The sequence below is a fragment of the Hymenobacter rubidus genome (assembly GCF_016734815.1).
GTDB classification, from domain to species: domain Bacteria; phylum Bacteroidota; class Bacteroidia; order Cytophagales; family Hymenobacteraceae; genus Hymenobacter; species Hymenobacter rubidus.
The window spans coordinates 1-20,284 of record NZ_JAERQF010000019.1 but is presented as its reverse complement, the minus strand read 5'-3'; the positions used below and the strand labels follow the sequence as shown (position 1 = coordinate 20,284).

The window sequence follows — 20,284 nt, the reverse complement described above, 5'->3', positions numbered from 1 at the left end:
ATTCCGGCCCGGCGCGCCCGCCGACAGCGGGTTAGCCTTCGCCTATGGCTGCCCGCCAGCCGGCGTGGGCTGCCTGCGCCGCGGGCGCGCCCGCCCCTGGCCGGATGCTGTTACGGCCGGTAGCCAGGGTTTCCAGATACGCCAAATCGGGGTAGAGGCCGGCTTGCAGGCCCGCCAGGTAGGCGGCGCCCTGGGCCGAGATATCGGGGCTGTTCTGGTTGCTGACGGGCGTGCCGAGCAGGTCGGCCAGCAACTGGAGCACGAAGCGGTTGGCGGTAAGGCCGCCGTTCACCATCAGCTCGGCCAGGGGCAGGCCGGTGTCCTGGGCCATGGCCTGCAGCACGTCCTGTATCTGAAACGGTATGGACTCGAGAGCGGCGCGCACGAGGTGGTTTTTGGTGCTGCCAAAGGTGAGGCCCGTGATGCTGGCCTTGCGGTCCATCTGCCAGTGCGGGGCGCCCAGGCCGCTGAAGGCGGGCACGAGGTACACGCCGCCGTTGTCGGGCACGGCGGTGGCCAGGGCCTCGGTGTCGCGGCTTTCAGCAAACAGGCCCAGGCTGTTCTTCAGCCATTCGATGGTAGCGCCACAGGTCACAATAACGCCTTCCAGCGCATAATCCACGCGCCCTTCCATGCTCCAGCAAATGGTGGTGACCATGCCGTGCTGCGAGGTTTTGGGCGCCGGGCCAATGTTCATCAGGATGGAGCTGCCGGTGCCCAGCGTGGCTTTGGCGGTGCCGGGCGCGAAGCAGCCCTCGCCAAATGCGGCGGCGTGCGAGTCGCCCATCATGGCCGTCAGGCGCACCGGCTGGCTGAGCAGGCCCCCAAATGTAGTTGCGCCGAAACTGCTCGCCGATGGCCGGGGGGCCGGCAGATTCAACCGGCCGAGGCCAAATTTGGCCAATAAATCGGCGTCCCAGTTCAGGGTGTGCAGGTTGAAAAACAGCGTGCGCGAGGCGTTGGTGTGGTCGGTGAGGTAGCGCTGGCCGTTGGTTAGCTTGTAGAGCAGCCAAGTATCGACGGTGCCGAAGTAGGCCTGGCCGGCGTGGATGGCCTCGCGCACGGCGGGCACGTTTTCATTCAGCCAGATGAGCTTGGTGCCGGAAAAATAAGGGTCGATGAACAGCCCGGTTCTGGCCTGTACTTCATCTTCCAGGCCCGCGGCTTTCAGGCGTTCGCACACGCCGATGGAGCGTTTGCACTGCCACACCACGGCCGGGTGCAGCGGTTTGCCGGCCGCGTTCCACACCACGAAGGTTTCGCGCTGGTTGGAGATGCCCGCCGATTTTATATCCGTCAGGTTGCCCCCGGCGGTGGTAAATGCCGTTAAGCACTGCCCCACCGAATCCAGCACGTTCTGGTAGATGCCCTCGGGGTCTTGCTCCACGTAGCCGTTGCCAAAATAGTTGGTTGGCAGTGGCACCGTGGCACGGGCCACCACCTGGCCAGTCGCATCGAATAGCAGTGTTTTGGTGCTGCTGGTGCCCTGGTCGATGGCCAGGATGAAGGGAGGAAACACGGCTAGTCGTTTTTAGCGTTGGATTTGTCAATAATCACGGCCAGCAGAATCACAAAGCCTTTCACCACCTGCTGCCAGAAGGGCGACACGTTGAGCAGCACCAGCCCGTTGTTCAGCACGCCGATGATGACGGCGCCCTGCACCGTGCCCAAAATACTGCCACGCCCGCCCGCCAGCGAGGTGCCCCCAATCACCACCGCCGCAATCGAGTCGAGCTCGTAGCTGCTGCCGGCGTTGGGCTGGGCCGAATCGAGGCGGGCCGTGACGAGCAGGCCGCCTACCGCGGCCAGCGCCCCGGCCAGGGCGTACACGGTGGTTTTTACGCGGTTGATGTTCACGCCCGAGAGCCGGGCCGCGCTTTCGCTGCCGCCAATGGCGTAGATGTAGCGGCCCAGCCGGGTTTTGTTGGTAACCAGCACGGCCAGGGCCACAATCAGCCCCGACACCCACACCGGCACCGGAATGCCCAGCAGCCAGCCCGTGCCCAGGTAGTCGAACGAGTCGCCCAGCCCGGTAATCGGAAAGCCGCCGGTCCAGAGCATGGTGAGGCCGCGGGCAATGGTAAGCATGGCCAGCGTGGCCACGAAGGGCGGCAGCCGGAAGCGCGTAATCACCCAGCCGTTGAACCAGCCCAAAGCCGTGCCCGTGCCCAGCCCCGCCACCACCGCGCCCAGCACCGTGAAGCCGATGAACAAGTCGGGCCCGGTGAGGGCAATGCCGTTGCGCAGCAGCCCCGCCGCTATGGCGCCCGCCAACGCCAGCACCGAGCCCACCGATAAGTCGATGCCCGCCGTGAGCACCACCAGCGTCATGCCCGTTGAGATGCACACGTTCACCGAAATCTGCCGCAGCACGTTCCAGAAGTTGGCCCCGGTCAGGAACTTATCACTCAGCAAGCTGATGCCCAGGCAAAGCACAAACAGCGCAATCAGCGACTGAAACTTGAGCAGCAGGGGCCGGGAATTGGCAGGTAAGGCGAGTTGCATGGGGGTGGGAAGGAAGTGGGAAGTGGCAACGTCATGCAGAGCGCAGCGAAGCATCTTTACCGCAGCAGTAATTAATTGGTATTGAGGTAAAGATGCTTCGCTGCGCTCTGCATGACGGACTGTTTTCGTTCTAATGCATCAAATCGTGCTCGGAATGGCGGCCTTCAAAATCGCATTCTCCGTCGCCTCCGCGGCGCTGAACTCGGCCGTGAGCCGGCCTTCGCTCAGCACCAGCACGCGGTCGGACACGGCCAGGATTTCAGGCAGCTCGGAAGAGGCGACCAGGATGCCCATGCCGGCATCGGCCAGCTGCAGCATCAGCTTATAAATCTCGTTTTTGGCGTTGATGTCGATGCCGCGCGTGGGCTCGTCCAGCATCAGCAGGCGCGGGTTGGTGGCCAGCCACTTGCCCAGCACGATTTTCTGCTGGTTGCCGCCGCTCAGGTTGCGGGCTTCCTGCTTTTCGGAGGGCGTTTTGATGCGCAGGTCGGTGATGTATTTGCGGGCCAGCAGGGCTTCTTTCACGCGGTTGAGCAGGCCGGTTTTTTCCACGTTGCCGAGGTCGGCCAGGCTGATGTTGGTTTGCACGTCGAGGCCCAGCACCAGGCCGTCGCGCTTGCGGTCCTCGGGCACGAGGCCCAGGCCGGCTTTGATGGCCCCAATGGGCGCGGTAAAAAACGTTTCCTTGCCTTCCACCCACACGCGGCCGCTGGCGCGCCCGTGGTGCAGGCCAAACAGGGTTTCGAGCAGCTCGGTCCGCCCCGCGCCCATTAGCCCGAACAAACCCACGATTTCCCCCCGACCCACGCTGAACGACAGGTTTTTGAGCTGATTTTCGTTCGGCCGGGTGGGGTGGCGCAAACACAGGTCGCGCACGGTTACCACGGGCTCGCCGCAGGTTTTGCCGGCCTGCTGGCGGATGATGGTGATGTCGCGCCCCACCATCTTGCGGATGATGTCGTCGGGCGTCATCCCCGCCATCGGGCCCGATTCGATGGAATGGCCGTCGCGCAGCACCACGTAGCGGTCGGCGATGGTGAACAGCTCGTCGAGCTTGTGGGAGATGTAAACCACGGCCTTGCCCTCGCGCCGCAGGTCCCGAATGAGGCCGAACAGCACCGCCACCTCGCTTTCGCTGATGGCCGACGTGGGCTCGTCCATGATGATGACCTCCGATTCTTCGAGCAGGGCCTTGGCAATTTCCACCACCTGCTGCTGGCCCACTTTCAGCTCGCCCACCAGCGTGTCGGGGGGCACGTCGAGCTTGAGGCGGGTGAGCAGCTCCTGGGTTTTGCGGCGCATCTGCTTCTGGTCGAGCAGGCCCCAGTCGGTGGTCAGCTCGCGGCCCAGAAACAGGTTTTCGGCAATGCTGAGGTAGGGCACCAGGTTGAGTTCCTGGTGAATGATGGCGATGCCGCAGGCCTGCGCGTCGCGAATGGACGCAAACCGCACCGGCTGCCCACGGAAATAAATCTGCCCCTCATAATCGGCGTACACGCCCGACAAAATCTTCATCAGCGTGGATTTGCCGGCTCCATTCTCGCCAATCACGGCCGTGACCTGGCCGGCCGGAAACTCCAGGCATACCTTATCCAGCGCCGTGACGCCCGCAAACCGCTTCGTAATATTTTCTGCGACCAGCATACGCTACGGCTTTACAGTGGGCGAAAAAGTCACCGCCAGCGGCATCACCTCCAGCTTGTCGAGGTGCAGGTGGGCTTGGTTCAGCTCCAGCGCGCCTGCAAACTGCACCGCGCTACCCGGCCTGGCGTCGGCCCGCAGGCCCGGCACCACCCGCGCCCGAATCAGCCCGTTAAGCTGTTCGGCCAGCGCGTTGAGGTCGGCCGTGTTGTCGAAATCCTGGTTGCGTATCAAGCCAGAGGCATCGCGGGCCGCGTTGCCGAACACGTATTCGGTGGCCAGCTGCACGTCGTTGCCATCGGCCAGGCGCACGGTCACGTCGTTCTTGTCCACCTTTGCCACGGTGCCCGCACCCCGCACCAGAAAATAGCGAATGTTGCCGATGCCCAAGGCGTGCGACTGAGCGAAAGCCGCCTGCGGGTTAGCCTTTAGCTCCGTCAGCAAAGCCGACAAATCAGGGGCCTGCGCCGTGGCCGGCAGCAGCTTCTCGGTCCAGAAGCGCTGGGCGTAGCTGGCCGCGTCGAACTTGCCGGCCGCGTCGGGACCGGTCGCCGCTTTGTGCGTGCTCAGCTTCTCGAAATACACCGATTTGAAGGCCACCAGCACCAACACGGCCGCCAGTACCACGTATTGCAGCGTTTTCTTCATGGCGCGTTACTTGTTGCGATAATCCCGAATATTAGCGGCATCTACCAGCTCCACGGCCACCGGCACGCGCTGGGCAAAGTCGCGCTTGCCCTTGAAGTACTCAGCGGCGTAGTCGGCCGCCGTTTTCGCCATCGTTTGGGGCGATTGGAGGCCGGTGGCTTTGATTTTGCCCTCGCCAATGGCGCCCAGCACGTCGTCGGCGCCATCGAAGCCGTACACGCCCACCTCTTTGGCTTTGCCGGCCGCTACCAGGGCCTGGTAGGCGCCCATGGCCATGGCGTCGTTGCCGCAAAACACGGCGTTGATGTCGGGGTGGGCCTGCAGCACCGATTCCAGCACTTCCATGGCCTTGTTGCGGTCGAAATCGGCGCTTTGCTGGGCCACCATCTTCAGGCCGGGGTAGCGGTCCACCACGCTGTGGAAGCCTTTGGAGCGGTTCCAGGTGTTGTTGTCGCCCACGATGCCGAGGATTTCCACGTAGTTGCCGCGCTGGTGCAGGTCCTGCACGAACTCCTTGCCCAGCGCCACGCAGCCGGAGTAATTGTCCGACAAAATCTGCGAAGTAGCGGCTTTGGAGGAATTCACCTCCCGGTCCATGCAAAACACCGGAATGCCGGCGTCCTTGGCCTTCTGCACGTTCACGATGGAGCCGTCCGAATCAGTAGGGTTCAGCAGAATGGCGTCGAAGCCCGACACGATGGCGTTTTCGAAATGGTCGGCCTCCAGCGAGGTATTGTTCTGCGAGTCAAATATTTTGGCCTCAAAGCCCAGGGCCCGCGCCCGCGCCGCCGCTGTTTCGGCCAGCACCACAAACCACGGGTTGTTCAGCGTCGAAACGATGACGGCGACCTTCTTCGGACCAGCGGCCTTCTTCTGGCCGCAGCCTGCCGCAAGGAGCAGCGGGAGCAGCCAGAGCAACAGCAATTTGCGTGGGTTGGACATGGGTGGGATTTTGGGAAAAAGCAGCCAGGAGGAGCAAGAAAAGAACGTCATGCCGAGCGTAGCCGAGGCATCTCACTCGAATCGTTGCAGCCGTCATTGATTACTGCTGCACGCGAGATGCCTCGGCTGCGCTCGGCATGACGCTTAGCTTCAATAGCTTCAGTGCCGCCTCAGCAATGCCCGCCTCCGACAGTCCGTAGTGGTTCATGATTTCAAGCTGCGAGCCCGTCACGGTGTATTCGTCAGGAATACCCATGATTTTGAAGCGGTTGCGGAAGCCGTTTTGTAGCAGAAACGACGCGCAGGCCTCGCCCAGGCCGCCGAAGATGCTGTGCTCTTCGGCCGTGACGATGGGCGCACCCGTGGCGGCCAGCTCGGCTAGCAGGTCGTAGTCGAGCGGCTTGATGGTGTGCATGCTCACCACCGTGGCTTCGATGCCGTGTTCAGCAGCTAGCTTTTGGGCGGCTTGCAGGGCCGGGTAGGTCGTTTCGCCGGTGCCAATGAGGATGAGGTCGGCGCCCTGGCGCACCACGCGGCCTTTGCCGAAGGCGAACGGCACATCCTCCTTGGTGAGCAGCGGCATGGGCTTCTTGCCGAAGCGCAGGTACACCGGCTTATCCAGCGCCGCGGCGGCTCGAATGGCTTGTTCGGTTTCGAAATTGTCGGCCGGGGCCACCACCGTAATGTTGTTCACGGCGCGCAGAGCGGCAAAATCGTGCAGGCTGTGGTGCGTCGAGCCCAGCGCCCCGTAGCTCACGCCCGCGCTGATGCCGATGAGTTTCACCGGGTTGTCGGAGTAAGCCACGTCGGTTTTAATCTGCTCGAAGGAGCGGGCCGTGAGGAAACAGGCGGGCGACACCGCAAACACGCGCTTGCCCGTGGAGGCCAGCCCGGCGGCCACGCCCACCAGGTTTTGCTCGGCAATCCCGATTTCGACCAGCTGCCGGGGGAAACGCTCGGCAAACGGCACGAGCTTGCCCGAGCCGCGCGAGTCGCTGGTCACCACCAGCAGGTCGCGGTCGGTAGCGGCAAGTTCTTGCAGCGTACCCGAGAAGACGTCGAGGTTGGCTTGGGCCACGCCGGGCGCGGCAACGGTTGGGGTTAGTTCTCCCATATCAATAGGTGCTAATTGCTTATGCCAGCGCCGCTTCGGCCGCGTCCAACTCCTGCACGGCCGCTTCGTACTGCTCGGCCGAGGGCACGCCGTGGTGCCACTTCAGCTGGTTTTCCATAAAGCTGACGCCCTTGCCTTTCACCGTGTGCGCAATGATGAGGCTCGGCTTGCCGGCCGCCAACGGCAGCGCATCAAAGGCCGCTTGCAGAGCGGCCACGTCGTTGCCGTCCACGTGGCGCACGGCCCAGCCAAAGGCCTCGAATTTCTGGTCCATCGGGTCGGTGTTGCACACTGTGGCGGTGGGGCCCGAAATCTGCAAGCCGTTCTTGTCGATGATGGCGCAGAGGTTATCGAGCTTGTAATGCGACGCCAGCAGCGCGCCTTCCCAGTTTGAGCCCTCGGGCAATTCGCCGTCGCCGAGCAGGGTGAAGGTGCGGTAGCTGCGCCCATCGAGCTTGGCGGCCAGGGCCGTGCCCACGCTCAGCGGCAGCCCGTGGCCCAGCGAGCCGGTGTTTTGCTCCACGCCGTGCACCTTGCGGGTGGGGTGGCCGATGTAGTGCGACTGGTACCGGCACAGCGTTTCCAGGTCCGACTCCGGAAAGAAACCCTGGTCGGCCAGCACCACAAACAGCGCCTCCACCGTGTGCCCTTTGCTCTGAATGTACCGGTCGCGGTCGGGCGAAGTGAAGTTATCCGGCGACACATTCATCGTATAGTTATACAGCACGTTGAGAATGTCGACGCACGAAAGGCTGCCGCCCGTGTGCCCGGCCTTGGCCCCCACAATGTACTTGAGAATGTTGCGCCGGTACTGCACCGACTTGCGGGCCAGCTCGGCGGTGGAAATCGTTGCTTCGGAAATCATACACAGAACGATATCAGTTAGAAAAGGTCGTCATGCCGAGCGCAGCCGAGGCATCTCGCGTGTGGCAGTAATCAATGCCATTACAACGAAGCGAGCGAGATGCCTCGGCTGCGCTCGGCATGACGTTCTGCTTACTTGTGCCGGTGCACGTCCCAGCCCATGTAGTTGCCGAAGGCTTCCTCCAGAATGCCCGCCGTTTTGGAGGCATTCATCACCACGTGGTGCTCAAAGCCGTGGCGGCACACGTGCTGCATCAGGCCTTGCAGGTTGTCGATTTTGGCCACCGCGCGGTTGCCGAAGGTGTTCAGGGCGTCGTCGGTCAGCTCGCCCTCGCCCACATAGGCTTTGATGATGCCCTTGGGGTCGTCGGTGCTGATGCGGCCAAAGGTGAGCGGCGAGGCCGGCGTGCGGCCGTCGAGGGCGCCGTAGGTGTTTTCCTCGCCCACGGTGGTGCCCAGAATCGGGGCCGTGCTCATCTGAATGTCCGGCAAAAACGACTTCGCCCAGTTGCCGCAGTGGAACAGCACGCACTTATCGGGGTCGGAGGCGTAGTTGTTGTTCCAGTCCACCAGCGCGCTCGGCGAGCCCGAGGCCAGCTGCATGGCGTACATGCTCAGGGTGCCGGTCACGTCCACTTCGCAGGCGCTGGGCAGCATGTTTTCGCTCATCATGCTCATGCTGGTGCACACGTTGCAGCCGTAGTTCTGCTGCAGCGAGGTCCAGCACTGAATGGCCGTGGCGTCGAGGGCGTGCTCTTCCACGAAGTCGCGCAGCACCACGTCGAGCTTGGCAATCTGGATGAGTTTGTCGCCGGGCGTGCGGCCGGTGGGCGTGTAGGCCTGAATGGCTTCCAGCCGCTCCTTCACCTTCTGGTCGTCCTTGGTCAGCTTGTCGGCAAAGCCCAGGATGTGCGACAAATCAATGGTCACCACCGAAATGCCGCTGCGCTGCAGAATCTTCTCGCTGTAGCGCACCGTCTGGAACGCGCCCGGCCGGGCACCCACGGCGCCGATGCGCACGTTGCGCACGCCTTTCGTGACGCGGCACACGCCGGCGAAGTTTTTCAGGTCCTCAATAAAGCTGGGGTCCGAGGGGTGTACCACGTGCTTGGTGGTCAGCGAGTACTTGATGTTGTACTGGTACAAGTTGTTGCACACCGAAATCTTGCCGCACCAGGCATCACGGCGGTGGGCCACGTCGAGGCGGGCGAGGTCGTCGGGGTAGGCCTGCACCAGCACCGGCACATCGAGGCGCGAGAGTTTCAGGGTTTCGGCTACGCCCTTTTCGTCGCCGAAATTGGGCAGCACCACCAGCACGCCCATGATGTCGTTGGCGTGCTGCCGAAACAGCGCGGCGCACTTCTGCGCTTCCTGAAAAGTTTCGACGCCGCCCAGCTTGGTGGCGCTCTCATCCAGCATGATGGGCGTGATGCCGGCCTGCGCAAAAGCGGCCAGCAAGTCCTGCCGGCACTCGCCCACCAGCTTATCGGGAAAAAAGTCGCGGTTGCCAATGATGACCCCCAGGGTAACATTACCTTTCATTTAGTTTGTTTTATTTTCAGTTGGCAACTATCAACTCTATTTCGTGCTCCCTGAACAGGGCCTTGTGTTTCTCTTCTATGCCCGAATCGGTGATGATGTAGTCAATCAGCGACAGGGCCCCCAGGCTGGCAAATGCACTTTTGCCAATCTTCGTCGAGTCGGCCACCAGGTAGGAGGTGTCAGCCGCGTCAATCATGGCCTTTTTTACCACGATGTCGCTGATACTCGGGTAGGTAAGCCCCGACTTTAACGACAGGCCGGCCGTGGCTAGAAACAGCTTTTGCACGTTCAGGCCTCGGAAAAAGTCGGCGGCCTTTTGTCCGGTCAGCGACAGCGTGGGGGGCTTAAATTCTCCGCCCGTCATAATCACCTCGATGCCCGGCTGCGCCCCCAGAATCAGGGCAATGTTCAGGGCGTTGGTGATGACGGTGAGGTGGCGGTAGCCGGTCAGGCGCTTGGCAATTTCGGTGGTCGTCGAGCCGGAATCCAGAATGATGCTGTCGCCTTCCTGGATGTATTCCAGGCATTTAGCAGCAATCAGTTCTTTCTTATCCAGGTTTTCCTGGTTGGCCAGGGAGAAGGTGCGCACCTGGTCTTCCACGTTTTTCAGGTAGGCGCCCCCGTGCTCTTTCACCACCAGGCCTTCCTTTTCCAACTTGTCCAAATCCTGCCGAATGGTGACTTCCGTGACCTTAAAAAGCCTGGCCAGCGCGATGACCTTCGCCGACCCGTCTTCTTTTAGCAGCTCTAAGATTTTTTCTCTGCGTTGCGTCGCCAGCATGGATAACCAGGATAAAAGCGCTTTCAGCTCTCAGGAAAAAGTCCTTATTGCCGCTGCCGGTAGCAATATTACAAAATATCATAACAAAACAAAAATAAAAGCAAATAATCGAAACAAATTATTGAAGTTGTTTAAGCAGTCGGTTCTTTACCACAAGGGTATTGGGCCAGCCTTGTAGGCGTGGGGTTGCTGCCCACCACCCCCAGTATTTCCGCGCAGCCACGTGCCTGTTTTTGCACCACCCTTTGAAGACCAACGACGCTGGCCGGAACCCTGGTCTTCGCAACGATTACAGGCATGCAGTGGCCAGCAAAAAGCCTGTTTTTCGTTGAGAACAGGCTTTTTGCTGGCCGGGGCGTAGGTGCTTTAGGTCCTTATAGAAGTCTAGGGATGGTACCGATTGAGCAGGTCCTGCAGGTCGTGAATACGGCTTTCGACCTGGCTGAGAAATTCTGCCGGGACCGGGACCTGGGTGCCGCGGCGCGCAAAGAGGTAGCGGACCAGAGCATTCAGGGCCTGCACTTCTTCCTGAAGCTCCGCGCTCAGGCGTGCCCATTGGTGCTCGCCGGTATCGGGGTTGGTTCGGCAGAGGTGCCGAACCACGACGGTTTGACTGACCAGGGCCGCCAGCAGTTCCAGGATGTGCTGCTCATCGGGGGTGAAGTCGCGGGGCTGGCGGTCGATGATGCACAAGGTGCCCAGGGGCTGCTGGTTGGGCAGGCGCAGCAAGGCCCCGGCGTAGAAGCGCAGCCCGTTGGATTCGGCCTCGCGCAGTGCTTCCGGGGGAATATGCGACTCGTCTTCGAGGGCCAGGTCGTGGTAGACGACGGCGTGGGCCTGCGAAATGGCGGTGGAGCACAGCGCATCGGCGCGGGGCTGCTGGTTATTGCCCGGCATGCCGTGGTTGGCGGGGTAGTACACGTCGGCTTCCTCGACAACCGAAATCAACGAGATGGGCAGGCTGAAGATGCGGGCCGTCAGGGCCACAAACTCATCAAATACAGGTTCGGTGAGCGCAGGCAGTAAGTCGTAGGCCCGCAGGCTGTAAAGCCGTTGGGCGTCGTCATCGGGCACCAGGGAAGGGGTAGCAGACATGGCAAGGAAAGGCAAGGCCACAAACATACTTGGCGAAAGCAATTGTTGGCTTCTCGACATGTGGCAATGACCAAGCGAAGAATCCGTTGGAGGCGCAAGCCGTTCAGCACCTTCCTGATTTCTTGTCTATACTATTGCAGCCGTTTCGAAGTCAGTGTACGTGCGGTCAGTAGCGCGAACTTTGCAGTTCGCGTGCCAGAACGAGCTCGCGGCGCGGGGACGCGAACGACAACGTTCGCGCTACTCTACACCAACCCCGACACCGCACTAGCTTAGCTGTTGACGAATTCTGCAAGAAGCGGGGAGTGGCCCAAGCGCGTGGGACGCGGCCAAAACCGCTGGCCGGGGCCTGGCCGTATAGCGGAGCCATTACCATTAGGTCTTTCTTCCCCAGCGTTCCATCCCGATGAATACGAAAGTTGTCCTTACCTGCGCTCTGTCCGTCGCCCTGGTAGCCCCAGCCATTGCCCAGACCGGCACCAAAACCAAGAGCGACGCCGAAAAAACCAAAGCCACCGCCGATGGCATGACCACCAAAACCAAAATGGCGGACGATGGCAAAACGAAAGTAAAAGGCAAGTCTGACGAGGGCGACAAACTGAAGGCCAAGACCACGCTCCGCAAAGGCGACGTGAGCACGAGCAGAGGCGGCGTGCTGGTGGGCGGCGCCCTGATGGCCCCCGATAAAGACCTTATAGACAACGCCATGGGCAGTGCCGACCACACCGCGCTGGTGGCCGCCGTGAAAGCCGCCGGCCTGGCCGAGACCTTGAAGAGCGCCGGCCCTTTCACTGTCTTTGCGCCTACCAACGCGGCGTTTGATAAACTGCCCGCCGGCACAGCCAACTCGCTGGTGACGCCGGAAATGAAGGCTAAACTGACCACTATTCTTACCTATCACGTGGTGTCCGGCCGCTTCACTGCCGCTGAACTCAAGCCCGGCCAGGTGCTAACCACCGTCGAAGGCGAACCGTTGACCGTGATGAAAAACGGCAACGGCCTGATGCTAAAAGACGCTAAAGGCGGCCTGGCCCGCGTCACCATTCCCGACGTAATTTCCAGCAACGGCGTGACCCACGTGGTCGATGCCGTGCTCATGCCAACCAAGTAGCAGGTTTTACTGCTTTGAGCACAGAAAGGCCCGTCAGATTATCTGACGGGCCTTTTTGTCGATGACAGATTGAGAAGAGGGATTATGCAAAAGCTCAGCAGGACCGTGCTTTGGGGTGAGTGCAAGTGCTATTTCCTGGGCGCTCAGCAGGCCACAAAGCGCGCTACTCAATGGCTAGCCGCCGGCTGGCGGTGCGTCCGTCGGGAAGGGTGAGGCGCACGGTGTAGAGGCCGGCGGGCAAAACCGGCAACAGCAACGCGGCCTGACCAGCCTGCGCGGCCGGCTGCTCCCACACGGTGCGGCCCACGGCATCGACCACAGCAGCGCGGGCAAATGCCGGCCCTTCTACCGTCACGCTGCCGCGGGTAGGGTTGGGATAAATGCGGTAGGCCGCGGCTTCGCGGGCGGCGGGCGTGGTGGCCGTGGTCACCATATTGGTCATCACGGGGCGCATCATCAGCGCGCCGGTAGTGTAGTTGACGGCACTCCAAGTGCCGGTGTTGCTGCGGCTCATCAGGTAGCCGGTGGGGTAGGTGCTATTAAAGTCGAAGCCGTAAGGAAGAATACGGTTGGTGGGGGGCTGCGAAAAACCAACGTAGAAAGTGCCGGAGACGGGCACGGGCTGGTCGAAATTAATTTGGTAGCTCTGGCCGCGCGTGGTAGATGCCGTGGCAGCCGGAATGGTGGCTACTTTGGAAGCCCGGGGGGTAGCTGCCGGCTGGCCGTTGGCATCGTCCCACACACTGATGGTGACCGTGCGGGCGGCATAGTCAAAAGCCCCCGTGCCGGAACCGGTCCCGTCCGTGCCCGGATACACCGGGTACAGGCGCAGGCCCCCCACGTGGTCGGCCTGGTTCAGGTCGAAGCGGTAGGCATAACCCGCCTGCTGGCCCGAAGTGTAGGGCAAAATGTTTAAAAAGCCTTCCACGGTGCCGTCGTCGTAAGCATAATAGTTGTTCAGCTCCACATCGCGGAAAATGGTGTCGTTCGACAGCGTGAGCGGATTGGTTTCGTTGGTGTTGAGGGCCAGGGTGTAGCGCAGCGTTCGGGGAGTAGTGGAAGTGGCAATGGCCAGGCTATTGGCGTGGCCCGTCACGCTGTCCAGCCGGGGAGCGGTTGGCACGCCCACCAGTCGCTGAAACCACATACCCAATTGGGGCCCGGCCGGTACTTCGCGCACAGTGCCTTGAAAGTTGATGAGCGTTGGCAAATTCCCCGAACGCAGGTTGGAAATATTCACCCCCAAGCGCGGATTCAGCTCACTCACGGGCGAGGCGTTGAATTGCCAGATGGGCATGGCCGTGAACCGGCGCAAAGGGCTGCGCAGGCCCCCCGACGGGTTGCCGCCGCGCAGGCCGGCGGCCGTGGCATAATCCGTGTACGTGGTATCGGTCATCGACCGGCCCCGGTTGAGGTACACGTAGTCTACCCCCCAGTTGTCGTTGTTGTCGGAGCGGTTGCCGCTGGCCACCAGCATGAACTGAAAGTCGCCGTGGAGGTATTTGGCCTGGTTCAGGTCGATGACCTGCTGACGAAAGGGCGTGCGCCGGCCCTGGCTGTTGTACACCCAGGCTTGCTCCCAAATGCCGGTATTGGTTTTCACCATAAGGGCCAGCCGCACGGTTGTGATGCCGAAGCTGGAACTGGGCACGCTGGCAATGCTGCCCGCCTGCCAGGCAAAGCTTAAGTACACGTTGTCGCTCGGCGAGAGGCCCGCTAGGTTGATGGGCTGCGACCACAGCGAGTCGATGACGCCATACTGCACCGTGGGCACCCCGCTGTAATTCTGTCCGTTCGCCTTCAGACCATCCAGGGTGGCCGTGCCGCGCGTCAGGGGCTGAATGGCCATCCGGTTGTTGACCAGGGCACCGCCTTTGGGTTGCCAGTTCTGGGCCTTGGGCGCCCCTTCCAGCGGCGTGGTGAAGTCGTCGAAAAAGGGCAGGGCCAGTGCAGTGGTGCCGCGCCGCTGCACCTGCGGATTTTCGGCTGGGTCATACACGGCCCGGCCGGGGTCGGCCGAAAGGGGGCGCGGCAGCACGTCCTGGGCGGCAGCAGCCCCGGCGGCTAGCAGCAGCATGGGCAGCAACAGGCGACGGCAGGTGCGGAAAAGTGTAGTCATGGAAAGGGCTTTGGTAGGCTAACGACGGCAGCGGCCGAAATAGTGCATGCAAACGGGCAAGGCCTTGGTTTCGTCTGTTTTGCTGCAGGCGGTTATGCGCAACCAGCCGAGCAATATACGGCCCTACTTCGCCACCCAGATATCTACCAGTTGGCCCATGCGAATGGTGGCGTCGGGGCCGGCCACGGGGCGCTGGCGCACCACCGTGCCGGGCACCTGGCCTTCTTCGGCGGGCTGCTCAAACACTTCGCCTTTTTGCAGGCCCTGGCCGGTGAGGAGCGTCAGGGCCTCGTCCTCGGGCATGTTAATGAGGTTGGGGACGGAGAAGGTTTGGTTGCCCTGGCCGTCGCCCACCACCAGGTCTACTTTGGTGCCTTTGGTGATAGGCGCGCCGGGCGCAATCTCCTTGCCGTTCACCAGCTGCTTGAGCACCTGCCCGGAGGCCAGGTCGGGCACCAGCTGAATCTGGCCGGCCACCAAATCATAGCTTTTGAGAATGAGCATGGCCGTTTTGGACGAGCCGCCGGTGAGGGTGGGCATCTTGATAACCGGCGGGTTTTTCATGCTCACCTGCAGGTAAATTTTGCGGCCTTCTTTCACCTTCTCACCCGGCTTGGGGTCCTGCACCAGCACCGTGAAGGGCCGCACGCTGGGGTCGGGGCTGTAGCTGGAGTCGTCCACGAAATAGGCCAGCTTGCGCTCGTCGAGGTAAGCCTCCAGGTCGGCCACGTTCATGCCCGTCACCTTGGGCACCGTAATGGTCTCGCCGTGGTGGGTGCTCACCGGCAGGTACACAAAGAAAAAGCCCAGCACGAGCAGCACCCCGGCAATCAGAATCAGCACAAGATGCTTAACGACGTCGAGCGGGGTGTTGGAGGTGAAAAAAGACATAAGGGTAACGTAATTGCGACAGTTGGAATCCAAAGAACGTCATGCAGAGCGCAGCGAAGCATCTTGCCCGCGCAAGTAAATCCTGCCAATGGAATTACTACTGCGGTAAAGATGCTTCGCTGCGCTCTGCATGACGGGTGCTTATGACGTGCTAGTTGGCGGGTACCGCCTTGGCCGCCCGCGCTTTGCCGAACTCCAGAATCCGGTCGATAAACTCGTAGGGCGTGTAGCCGGCCAGCGCCGTTTGGTGGAAAATGCAGGTGGCGGGCGTCATGCCGGGTAGCGAGTTCACCTCGATGATGAGCACCTCCACCTCGCCCTCCTGGCGCACGCGCACAAAGGCATCAATCCGGGCGTAGCCCTGAATATCGAGCACTTCGGCCACGCGGCGCAGCACAGCCTTCACCTCGTTCGAGATGCGCTGGCGCTCCACGGCGTCCACATCGTAGCGGGCGGGGGTGATATTCTGACCTTCGCCGGCCAGGAATTTTTCCTCCAGGCTCAGCACCTCGCCGGTGGCCAGGGCCTCGCTGGCCTCGAACACTTCGATGTCGAGCAGCCCGTCCTCGTCGTAGCTCGTGAGCAGGCCGCCCGTGATTTCCAGAAAGTGCGCGGCCCCGTCGCGGCCAATGAGGGTTTCGACCAAGAAGGCATCTTTCTGCGGAAATTCCTCCTTGAAGCCCAGGTGCAGCACCTCGGCCGGGCCGGCCATCAGGTCTTCCTGCGTTCTGAAAATCAACTGCGAAAACGCTTCCAGCTCCGCCCGGTTCTTGATTTTCTTCACCGCCGAGGAGCAGCCGTCGTCGGCGGGCTTGGCGATGAAGGGGTAGGGGAACTGCGTTTCGAGGCCGCGGTAGAAGCCTTCGGCGTCGGCCTGCCATTCCAGCTTGTTGGCCATGCGGTGCTCCGCTACCAGCAGGCCGGCCTCGCGCAGACGCTTGTTGGTTTCGAACTTGTTGATGGTGACGCTGCTGCTGGCCACGCCCGAGCCGTTGTAGGGCAGGTTGAAGCGTTCCAGCTCCTGTTGCAGGGCGCCGTCCTCGCCGGGCCGGCCGTGCAGGGCAATGAAGACCTCATCGGCCATTTCGGCCAATTCCTCGAACGAGATGCGGCGCGGCTGGGCCAGCGCCTGCCCGGCGTAGGTGCTGGTGATGGCGCCGGCCTCGCGCCGGATGCGCTCCAGAATGGGGTGCGGGGCTTCGCCGGCCTCGGCGTGCTCTATTTTCTCGCGAATGTCGTCGGCGTTGTCCTTCAGCATCACGTTCACGGGCAGCACGTAGAGCTTGTGCTCCTGGGCCGAGCCGGTGAGGAACACCGGCACCGGCGCGTACTTGGCCGAGGAGCTGAGCTTCTCGTAAATGTTGCGCCCACTTTCCACCGAAATGTGCCGTTCCGACGAGTAGCCGCCCATTATTACGGCCACCCGGATGCGTTCGGTGGCTTCGCTCTGGCGGGCGGCCACGGCCTGGTCCAGCCGCTCTATCTGCTGTTTGAGCTGCGTGGGCTTCATGCCGCCGCGCTGGCGGGCGGCCAGCGAGGTGCGGATGAGGTAGGTGAGGAACTGGCTGGGGTTGAGCCCAATTTCGGCCGCCTGGTGAAAGAAGAACGAAGCCGGCAACATGCCGGAAGTCGTGTTGGGGTCGTTGAGGAAAATCTGGCCGCTGGGCGTGTAAAAGCCATCCAAACGGGCATACACCTGGAAGCCGAAGGTGTGAAACATGCGCTGGCAGGCCTTGCGGATGGCCGAAATTTCAGCTTCGGGCAGGTCGATGGGCGTGACCTTGCGGGCCAGACCGGGCAGGTACTTCGAGCGGTAGTCGAACATCTCCTCGCCCTTCACAATCTCGGTGGGCGGCAAGGCCAGCGGGTCGCCGTTTTCGTTTTCCACCACAATGCAGCTGAACTCACGGCCCGCCACGAAGCTTTCCACCAGCACCTGCGTTTCGCCCGTGGTGCTGCTCAGCTGCACCAGCTCGGCACCCTCCTCGAAGCTTAAATTCAGGAAATCCAGCAGCGTTTCGGGATGGTAAATGGACGCTTCGCTTAATGAGGAATGAGGAATGAGGAATGAGGAATTCTCCTGCGTCCTCCATTCTTCATTCTTCGTTCTTAATCCTTCATTAAGCGCAAGCGCAACTACGGGCAAGCCGATGCCATCCCGGATGTCGGCCAGCTGCCGCACCCAGGCTACTTTGGCTTCGTCGGTCAGGGCCGTCCATTCGGCTCGCGTCACGGTGCGGCGGAACAGCGCTTTCTGCATGGCTTGCTCGAAGGCCGCCGGGTCGGCCGTCTTCAGGATGCTGATGCCCAGGCTGCTGCCCTGGCGCGGCGCTTTCAGCACCAGCGGCAGGCCCAGCTGCTTCACCAGCACCCGCAGCATGGCGGTTTTGTCGGCGGCCGTGTCCCATTCTTCGGCCTTGACCACCCGGAAATCGGGCGTGGGCTGATTGGTGGCGCGGAGCAGGTTTTTCTGCGCAATTTTATCAATACCAAAGGCCGAGGGCAGAATGCCCGAGCCGGAATAGGGGATGCCCAGCCACTCCAGCAGGCCCTGAATGGACCCGTCCTCGCCGCCCGGCCCGTGCAGGGCCAGGAAGGCAAAATCCATCAGCAGCGGCAGCTCCTGCACTTTCACCTCGCGGCCCACTTTGGCAATGGCCTCGAACCGCTCGTCGTGGCTTAGCTCGCCCAGGCTTTCAATGTAGACTTGCAAATGGTGCAGCGACGGCGGCTGCGAGCTCACCGGCGGGTAAAAATCCCGAATGGTGCCTTTGTAAATAAACTGCCAGTCGAGCAGAATGAACTGCCCCAGGCTATCAACGAAGATGGGCACGGGCTGAAACAGCGCCTTGTCCAGATTATCAAACACGGTGCGGCCGCCGGCAAAGGAAATTTCCCGCTCGCGCGACGTGCCTCCGAAAAAAATACCGATTTTCATAAGTACAGCAAAGGTAAGAAAGCCGTAGTGCGTCGTAGCGCGAACTTTGTAGTTCGCATTTCCGCGCCAATTCAGCGATTGATGTTCCGGCACGCGAACTACAAAGCTCGCGCTACAGCAGCGCCACCAGTTCCGCCACCAAAGCCGCATCCGTCTCAAAACGTTCAGTCTGAAACAGCCCGTCGGCTGGGTTGGCCGGCACCAGTTGCTTGGCGCTGGTATGAAACTCCACGGCACCGGTGTGGCGCGCCAACTGCTGGATATTGGCCGCCGAAACCCCCGCCCCCGGCATGATGGAAATGCGTCCGGCCGCCTGCGCCACCAATTGCGCCAGCTGGTCTTGCCCCGCCACGGCGGTGGGCTGCCCGCCGGAGGTGAGCACGCGCTGGCAGCCCATTTTAATAATAACTTCCAGCGCTTCGGCTTGGTTGGGGCAGGAATCGAATGCGCGGTGGAAGGTGACTTCCATTGAACGAGCGGCTGCAATCAGCCAGCGGCATGGCGTCCTGGACACGCGGCCCCACGCATCCAGCACGCCCAGCACCACGCCCGCGCAGCCCAGCTTGCGGCACATTATGATATCGGCCCGCATGATTTCCAGTTCATCATTGCTGTACACGAAGCCGCCTGGCCGGGGCCGAATCAGCACGAACACTGGAATATGAAGCTGTCGAAGTGTCTCCTGAATCAGCCCGTAAGAGGGCGTGATGCCGCCTTGCTCCAGGTTCTGGCATAGCTCGATGCGGTGCGCGCCGCCCGCCTGTGCCGCCAGCGCCGAGGGCAGCGAGGCCGCGCAGATTTCCAGGGTTCTGGTCATGGATTGTTGGTTTTCTGTCTGTCATCCTGAGCGCAGCGAAGGACCTTGTCACAGCTGAACAGAACCTGTTCGAACGTGATAAGGTCCTTCGCTGCGCTCAGGATGACAGAATATAATTGTCTACCTCAGCAAAAACTCGCTGTCGCGCAACAGCGGTTTATCAGTGGTGCTCACAGTGAAGTTGAAGCCGGTTTGCAAAGCGTAGGCACCCGTCTGGCCGTTTTTGTCGAGGGCGATGAATGCTACTTGGATGTCTTTGGCTTTCGCGCCTTTGATGGCGGCAATGCGCTCGATGGCTTCCTTGCAGGCCTGTTGCGGGGTGCGGCCCTGGCGCATCAGCTCCACCACGGTGTGGGCGCCGGCAATGCGGACCACGTCCTCGCCCTGGCCGGTGGCGGCGGCGGCACCCACGGCCGGGTCCACAAACAGCCCCGAGCCGATGAGGGGCGAGTCGCCCACGCGGCCGTGCATCTTAAAGCGCATGCCGCTGGTGGTGCAGCTGCCGCTGAGCCGGCCCTGCGCATCGAGGGCCAGCATGGCAATGGTGTCGTGGTTCTGGCGGTCGCCCACCGGGCCGGTAGGGCGCGGCCGGCCCGAGTTTTCAATGTTGACCACCGGCTTGTACTGGCTGGTTTTGAGCCACTCTTTGTAGGCTGCCGTGGCATCGGCGCTCAGCTTCTGCGGTTCGAGTGGGAAGCCCTGTGCCACGGCAAACTGCTGCGCCCCTTCGCCCACAATGAGGACGTGCGGGGTGCGCTCCATCACGCGCCGCGCCACGCTGATGGGGTGCTTAATTCGTTCCAACGCGGCCACGCCGCCGCAGTTGAATTTCTCGTCCATGATGCAGGCATCGAGCGTCACGATGCCGTCGCGGTCGGGGTGGCCGCCAAGGCCCACGCAGCAGCCTTGCTCGGCCTCGGTCACCATCACGCCGGCTTCCACGGCGTCGAGGGCGTAGCCACCGGGCCCCAGGATTTTCCAGGCGCCTTTGTTGGCGTTCACGCCCGCGTCCCAGGTCGAGATGACGATGGGTTTGGTCGCAACCGGGGCGGCCGGCAGCGCCACCGCCGCCAGGGGAGAAGCGGCCAGGCCGGCCAGGCCAGCGGCCGAGGATTGCAAAAATTTGCGACGAGAGGACATAATTTAGTTATAGAGGCAAGAAGTCATCAAATCGAAGCTGTTTAGAAAGTCAAAATCGTTGTCATCCTGAGCGCAGCGAAGGACCTTATCACGTCAGAACAACGCCTATTCTGACGTGATAAGGTCCTTCGCTGCG

General features: G+C 61.8%; 17 protein-coding genes. 2 read left to right on the top strand and 15 right to left on the bottom strand.

Going from position 1 to position 20,284, the window contains the following annotated elements:
- Positions 1 to 31 precede the first annotated feature (31 nt).
- The 9 genes from JKL48_RS13630 to JKL48_RS13590 form a co-directional block, all read right to left on the bottom strand.
- The gene (locus tag JKL48_RS13630) at positions 32 to 1,519 is read right to left on the bottom strand and encodes an FGGY family carbohydrate kinase (RefSeq protein WP_201983365.1); all 1,488 of its coding nucleotides are present in this window, start codon (positions 1,517 to 1,519) and stop codon (positions 32 to 34) included.
- Between the two features lie 2 nt (positions 1,520 to 1,521).
- A complete protein-coding gene (locus tag JKL48_RS13625) occupies positions 1,522 to 2,505 on the bottom strand; it encodes an ABC transporter permease (protein WP_201983364.1) in 984 nt (327 codons plus the stop codon).
- A gap of 138 nt (positions 2,506 to 2,643) precedes the next feature.
- Positions 2,644 to 4,149, bottom strand: a complete 1,506-nt coding sequence (locus JKL48_RS13620; protein ID WP_201983362.1) for a sugar ABC transporter ATP-binding protein — start codon at positions 4,147 to 4,149, stop codon at positions 2,644 to 2,646.
- Positions 4,150 to 4,152: 3 nt separating this feature from the next.
- The gene (locus tag JKL48_RS13615) at positions 4,153 to 4,794 is read right to left on the bottom strand and encodes a DUF2291 domain-containing protein (protein WP_201983360.1); all 642 of its coding nucleotides are present in this window, start codon (positions 4,792 to 4,794) and stop codon (positions 4,153 to 4,155) included.
- Between the two features lie 6 nt (positions 4,795 to 4,800).
- Complete coding sequence (locus JKL48_RS13610; protein WP_201983358.1) at positions 4,801 to 5,736, bottom strand: D-ribose ABC transporter substrate-binding protein; 936 nt, start codon at positions 5,734 to 5,736, stop codon at positions 4,801 to 4,803.
- Between the two features lie 100 nt (positions 5,737 to 5,836).
- Positions 5,837 to 6,850 carry a transketolase family protein gene (locus JKL48_RS13605; protein WP_201983356.1) on the bottom strand — a complete coding sequence of 338 codons (1,014 nt, stop codon included), beginning with the start codon at positions 6,848 to 6,850 and terminating at the stop codon, positions 5,837 to 5,839.
- Between the two features lie 19 nt (positions 6,851 to 6,869).
- Positions 6,870 to 7,715: a transketolase gene (locus JKL48_RS13600; protein WP_236668793.1), complete on the bottom strand. Its 846-nt coding sequence runs from the start codon at positions 7,713 to 7,715 to the stop codon at positions 6,870 to 6,872.
- Positions 7,716 to 7,846: 131 nt separating this feature from the next.
- A complete protein-coding gene (locus JKL48_RS13595; RefSeq protein WP_201983352.1) occupies positions 7,847 to 9,256 on the bottom strand; it encodes an L-fucose/L-arabinose isomerase family protein in 1,410 nt (469 codons plus the stop codon).
- Between the two features lie 16 nt (positions 9,257 to 9,272).
- On the bottom strand, positions 9,273 to 10,037 hold the full coding sequence (locus tag JKL48_RS13590) for a DeoR/GlpR family DNA-binding transcription regulator (protein ID WP_201983351.1): 765 nt from the start codon (positions 10,035 to 10,037) through the stop codon (positions 9,273 to 9,275).
- Here JKL48_RS13590 and JKL48_RS13585 point away from each other — a divergent pair.
- A complete protein-coding gene (locus JKL48_RS13585; protein ID WP_201983496.1) occupies positions 9,931 to 10,215 on the top strand; it encodes a hypothetical protein in 285 nt (94 codons plus the stop codon). The two genes, JKL48_RS13590 and JKL48_RS13585, sit on opposite strands and share 107 nt — an antisense overlap.
- 206 nt (positions 10,216 to 10,421) lie before the next feature.
- Here JKL48_RS13585 and JKL48_RS13580 read toward each other — a convergent pair whose 3' ends face one another.
- Entirely contained in the window at positions 10,422 to 11,132 is a 711-nt protein-coding gene (locus JKL48_RS13580) for a GAF domain-containing protein (RefSeq protein WP_201983349.1), read from the bottom strand.
- A 598-nt stretch (positions 11,133 to 11,730) separates the two neighbouring features.
- On the opposite strand from JKL48_RS13580, the gene JKL48_RS13575 reads away from it, so the two are divergent.
- Positions 11,731 to 12,243 (top strand): fasciclin domain-containing protein, encoded by a 513-nt coding sequence (locus tag JKL48_RS13575; RefSeq protein ID WP_236668799.1) that lies wholly within the window; start codon positions 11,731 to 11,733, stop codon positions 12,241 to 12,243.
- A 163-nt stretch (positions 12,244 to 12,406) separates the two neighbouring features.
- Here JKL48_RS13575 and JKL48_RS13570 read toward each other — a convergent pair whose 3' ends face one another.
- The 5 genes from JKL48_RS13570 to JKL48_RS13550 form a co-directional block, all read right to left on the bottom strand.
- Complete coding sequence (locus tag JKL48_RS13570; protein WP_201983345.1) at positions 12,407 to 14,362, bottom strand: T9SS type A sorting domain-containing protein; 1,956 nt, start codon at positions 14,360 to 14,362, stop codon at positions 12,407 to 12,409.
- A 123-nt stretch (positions 14,363 to 14,485) separates the two neighbouring features.
- Entirely contained in the window at positions 14,486 to 15,253 is a 768-nt protein-coding gene (locus JKL48_RS13565; RefSeq protein ID WP_201983342.1) for a PASTA domain-containing protein, read from the bottom strand.
- Positions 15,254 to 15,404: 151 nt separating this feature from the next.
- The gene (locus JKL48_RS13560) at positions 15,405 to 18,191 is read right to left on the bottom strand and encodes a D-alanine--D-alanine ligase family protein (RefSeq protein WP_201983339.1); all 2,787 of its coding nucleotides are present in this window, start codon (positions 18,189 to 18,191) and stop codon (positions 15,405 to 15,407) included.
- 112 nt (positions 18,192 to 18,303) lie between these two features.
- A complete protein-coding gene (locus JKL48_RS13555) occupies positions 18,304 to 19,008 on the bottom strand; it encodes a copper homeostasis protein CutC (RefSeq protein WP_201983336.1) in 705 nt (234 codons plus the stop codon).
- 120 nt (positions 19,009 to 19,128) lie between these two features.
- Entirely contained in the window at positions 19,129 to 20,148 is a 1,020-nt protein-coding gene (locus tag JKL48_RS13550) for a N(4)-(beta-N-acetylglucosaminyl)-L-asparaginase (protein ID WP_201983334.1), read from the bottom strand.
- Positions 20,149 to 20,284 lie beyond the last annotated feature (136 nt).